Below are 5,208 nucleotides of genomic sequence, written 5' to 3' on the forward strand. Positions count from 1 at the left end.
GGGGTGTTCGTTTGTCGGGAGTTGCACAGTGGACGCGTAGCAGCTTTGTAGTCAAGTCCTCGGCCTATTAGTACCGGTCAACTGAACCCGTTACCGGGCTTACATTTCCGGCCTATCAACCCAGTGTTCTGGCTGGGGGCCTTACCCACCCGAAGGTGGTGGGATACCTCATCTTGAAGCGAGCTTCCCGCTTAGATGCTTTCAGCGGTTATCCCTTCCGAACGTAGCTAACCAGCCGTGCCCCTGGCGGGACAACTGGCACACCAGAGGTTCGTCCGTCCCGGTCCTCTCGTACTAGGGACAGCCCTTCTCAAGTATCCTACGCGCGCGGCGGATAGGGACCGAACTGTCTCACGACGTTCTAAACCCAGCTCGCGTACCGCTTTAATGGGCGAACAGCCCAACCCTTGGGACCTGCTACAGCCCCAGGATGCGACGAGCCGACATCGAGGTGCCAAACCATCCCGTCGATATGGACTCTTGGGGAAGATCAGCCTGTTATCCCCGGGGTACCTTTTATCCGTTGAGCGACACCGCTTCCACACGCAAGTGCCGGATCACTAGTCCCGACTTTCGTCCCTGCTCGACCTGTCAGTCTCACAGTCAAGCTCCCTTGTGTACTTGCACTCAACACCTGATTGCCAACCAGGCTGAGGGAACCTTTGGGCGCCTCCGTTACCCTTTAGGAGGCAACCGCCCCAGTTAAACTACCCACCAGACACTGTCCCTGAACCGGATAACGGTCCGAAGTTAGATACCCAAATCAACCAGAGTGGTATTTCAAGATTGCCTCCACCCATACTGGCGTATGGACTTCACCGGCTCCCACCTATCCTACACAAGCTAATTCGGATACCAATGTCAAGCTATAGTAAAGGTCCCGGGGTCTTTCCGTCCTGCCGCGCGTAACGAGCATCTTTACTCGTAGTGCAATTTCGCCGGGCCTGTGGTTGAGACAGTGGGGAAGTCGTTACGCCATTCGTGCAGGTCGGAACTTACCCGACAAGGAATTTCGCTACCTTAGGATGGTTATAGTTACCACCGCCGTTTACTGGCGCTTAAGTTCTCCGCTTCGCCCCCGAAAGAGCTAACAGGTCCCCTTAACGTTCCAGCACCGGGCAGGCGTCAGTCCATATACATCGAATTACTTCTTCGCATGGACCTGTGTTTTTAGTAAACAGTCGCTTCCCCCTGCTCTCTGCGGCCATACAACGCTCCACCCGCGCGGGGCTTCACGTCTCCGGCCCCCCTTCTCCCTAAGTTACGGGGGCAATTTGCCGAGTTCCTTAACCACAGTTCGCCCGATCGCCTCGGTATTCTCTACCTGACCACCTGTGTCGGTTTGGGGTACGGGCCGCTAAGAACTCGCTAGAGGCTTTTCTCGGCAGCATAGGATCACTGACTTCACCTGAATCGGCTCGGCATCACGTCTCAGCCTATGTGCACCACGGATTTGCCTATGGTGCGGCCTACACGCTTACCCCGGCACAACCACCGGCCGGGATCAGCTACCTTCCTGCGTCACCCCATCGCTTGACTACTACCCGCCAGGTTCCCACGCTCACCATCCTCAACCCGAAGGTCTTGGATGGTTTGGGTGGTTAGCACAACGAGGTTCGTCAGGGTCGCTCTTTCGCGGGTACGGGAATATCAACCCGTTGTCCATCGACTACGCCTCTCGGCCTCGCCTTAGGTCCCGACTCACCCAGGGCGGATTAGCCTGGCCCTGGAACCCTTGGTCATCCGGCGGAAGGGTTTCTCACCCTTCTTTCGCTACTCATGCCTGCATTCTCACTCGTGCCGCGTCCACAACTGGGTCACCCCGCTGCTTCACTCGCGGCACGACGCTCCCCTACCCACCCACACACCTGCACCAACACCCGAAGGCGCCGGCGAAGTCATTGTGTGAGTGCCACAGCTTCGGCGGTGTGCTTGAGCCCCGCTACATTGTCGGCGCGGAACCACTTGACCAGTGAGCTATTACGCACTCTTTAAAGGGTGGCTGCTTCTAAGCCAACCTCCTGGTTGTCTATGCGACCCCACATCCTTTTCCACTTAGCACACGCTTAGGGGCCTTAGCTGGTGATCTGGGCTGTTTCCCTCTCGACTACGAAGCTTATCCCCCGCAGTCTCACTGCCGCGCTCTCACTTACCGGCATTCGGAGTTTGGCTGATTTCGGTAAGCTTGTGGGCCCCCTAGACCATCCAGTGCTCTACCTCCGGCAAGAAACACGCGACGCTGCACCTAAATGCATTTCGGGGAGAACCAGCTATCACGGAGTTTGATTGGCCTTTCACCCCTAACCACAGGTCATCCCCCAACTTTTCAACGTTGGTGGGTTCGGCCCTCCACGCGGTCTTACCCGCGCTTCAGCCTGCCCATGGCTAGATCACTCCGCTTCGGGTCTAGGACACGCGACTGAATCGCCCTATTCAGACTCGCTTTCGCTACGGCTCCCCCACACGGGTTAACCTCGCCACATGCCACTAACTCGCAGGCTCATTCTTCAAAAGGCACGCCGTCACCCCTAAAGGCTCCGACGGATTGTAGGCGAACGGTTTCAGGTACTATTTCACTCCCCTCCCGGGGTACTTTTCACCATTCCCTCACGGTACTCGTCCGCTATCGGTCACCAGGAAGTATTTAGGCTTACCAGGTGGTCCTGGCAGATTCACGGCAGATTTCAGGAGTCCGCCGCTACTCGGGAACACCCACAGGAGATCAGCAACTTTCACCTACCGGACTATCACCGTCTACGGTCAGCCTTTCCAGACTGTTCGACTAGCCACTGACTTTGTAACTCCTCACACGAGTGTCAGCTCGTGTAGCAGGGTCCCACAACCCCGACCACGCAACCCCTGACAGGTATCACACGCAGCCGGTTTAGCCTCGATCCGCTTTCGCTCGCCACTACTCACGGAATCACTCTTTGTTTTCTCTTCCTACGGGTACTGAGATGTTTCACTTCCCCGCGTTCCCCCCACACACCCTATGTGTTCAGGTGCGGGTGACATCACATGACTGATGCCAGGTTTCCCCATTCGGACACCCTGGGATCACAGCTTGGTTGACAGCTCCCCCAGGCCTATCGCGGCCTCCCACGTCCTTCATCGGCTCCTGGTGCCAAGGCATCCACCGTTCGCCCTTGACAACTTGACCACAAAGATGCTCGCGTCCACTGTGCAATTCTCAACCAACGACCAACCCACAACCCAACAGTGCGACACCAAACCCGACCACCGCCGGCGGTATGCCACACCAGGCCATGCCTGGCAAACCACCCCCACAACAGGGGGGCCATGGTTCCGAAAGACCAACCCGAGGGTTGTTCCTTCAGGACCCAACAGGGTGCTTAGCGCCGAACCCCAGCCGCACCAGGAGGAACCGTTCCCACCACCCGAAGATGGCTGTACTAGGTGTCCCGGCCGTTGCCGGCATCCGACTAACCAGTGTCTCCGCCATTGAGCACCCCGACCCGACATTCGCGGGCCGCGGGCTCCTTGCACCCTTTCGGGTGAAGGTGCTCCTTAGAAAGGAGGTGATCCAGCCGCACCTTCCGGTACGGCTACCTTGTTACGACTTCGTCCCAATCGCCAGCCCCACCTTCGACGGCTCCCTCCCACAAGGGGTTGGGCCACCGGCTTCGGGTGTTGCCGACTTTCGTGACGTGACGGGCGGTGTGTACAAGGCCCGGGAACGTATTCACCGCAGCGTTGCTGATCTGCGATTACTAGCGACTCCGACTTCACGGGGTCGAGTTGCAGACCCCGATCCGAACTGAGACCGGCTTTTTGGGATTCGCTCCACCTCACGGTATCGCAGCCCATTGTACCGGCCATTGTAGCATGCGTGAAGCCCTGGACATAAGGGGCATGATGACTTGACGTCATCCCCACCTTCCTCCGAGTTGACCCCGGCAGTCTTCGATGAGTCCCCGCCATAACGCGCTGGCAACATCGAACGAGGGTTGCGCTCGTTGCGGGACTTAACCCAACATCTCACGACACGAGCTGACGACAGCCATGCACCACCTGTGACCGCCCCCGAAGGACCCGACATCTCTGCCGGTTTTGCGGCCATGTCAAACCCAGGTAAGGTTCTTCGCGTTGCATCGAATTAATCCGCATGCTCCGCCGCTTGTGCGGGCCCCCGTCAATTCCTTTGAGTTTTAGCCTTGCGGCCGTACTCCCCAGGCGGGGCGCTTAATGCGTTAGCTGCGGCACAGGGAACCGGAGAGGCCCCCCACACCTAGCGCCCAACGTTTACAGCGTGGACTACCAGGGTATCTAATCCTGTTCGCTCCCCACGCTTTCGCTCCTCAGCGTCAGTATCGGCCCAGAGACCCGCCTTCGCCACCGGTGTTCCTCCTGATATCTGCGCATTTCACCGCTACACCAGGAATTCCAGTCTCCCCTACCGAACTCTAGCCTGCCCGTATCGACTGCAGGCCCGCAGTTGAGCTGCGGGTTTTCACAGTCGACGCGACAAGCCGCCTACGAGCTCTTTACGCCCAATAAATCCGGACAACGCTCGCGCCCTACGTCTTACCGCGGCTGCTGGCACGTAGTTGGCCGGCGCTTCTTCTGCAGGTACCGTCACTTGCGCTTCGTCCCTGCTGAAAGAGGTTTACAACCCGAAGGCCGTCATCCCTCACGCGGCGTCGCTGCATCAGGCTTCCGCCCATTGTGCAATATTCCCCACTGCTGCCTCCCGTAGGAGTCTGGGCCGTGTCTCAGTCCCAGTGTGGCCGGTCGCCCTCTCAGGCCGGCTACCCGTCGTCGCCTTGGTAGGCCATCACCCCACCAACAAGCTGATAGGCCGCGAGCCCATCCCAGGCCGAAAAACTTTCCACCCACAACCATGCGATCGCGGGTCCTATTCGGTATTAGCCCCGGTTTCCCGGGGTTATCCCAAAGCCTAGGGCAGGTTGCTCACGTGTTACTCACCCGTTCGCCGCTCGAGTACCCCGAAGGGCCTTTCCGCTCGACTTGCATGTGTTAAGCACGCCGCCAGCGTTCGTCCTGAGCCAGGATCAAACTCTCCAACAAAAACTTGGAAAACATGTCCCGGCAACAAAAAGTGTTGCCAAAGGAATCCCAACCAACCAGCCACCCGAAGATGACCAGCCAGTCCGGGGTATAAATCAAATTGGCACTGGCTTATCAAGCACCCTGTTGAGTTCTCAAAGAACAACCACACACCATCCG

Annotated in this window: 2 rRNA genes; both read right to left on the reverse strand. The window is 58.2% G+C overall.

Annotated elements, in window-relative coordinates:
• Positions 1-47: 47 nt before the first annotated feature.
• Positions 48-3,160, reverse strand: a 23S ribosomal RNA gene (locus ACVCAH_RS37430).
• Between the two features lie 372 nt (positions 3,161-3,532).
• Positions 3,533-5,049 (reverse strand): 16S ribosomal RNA (locus tag ACVCAH_RS37435).
• The 16S and 23S rRNA genes sit together here, the layout of an rRNA operon.
• Positions 5,050-5,208: the final 159 nt, after the last annotated feature.

Source organism: Micromonospora sp. LZ34 (assembly GCF_052981855.1).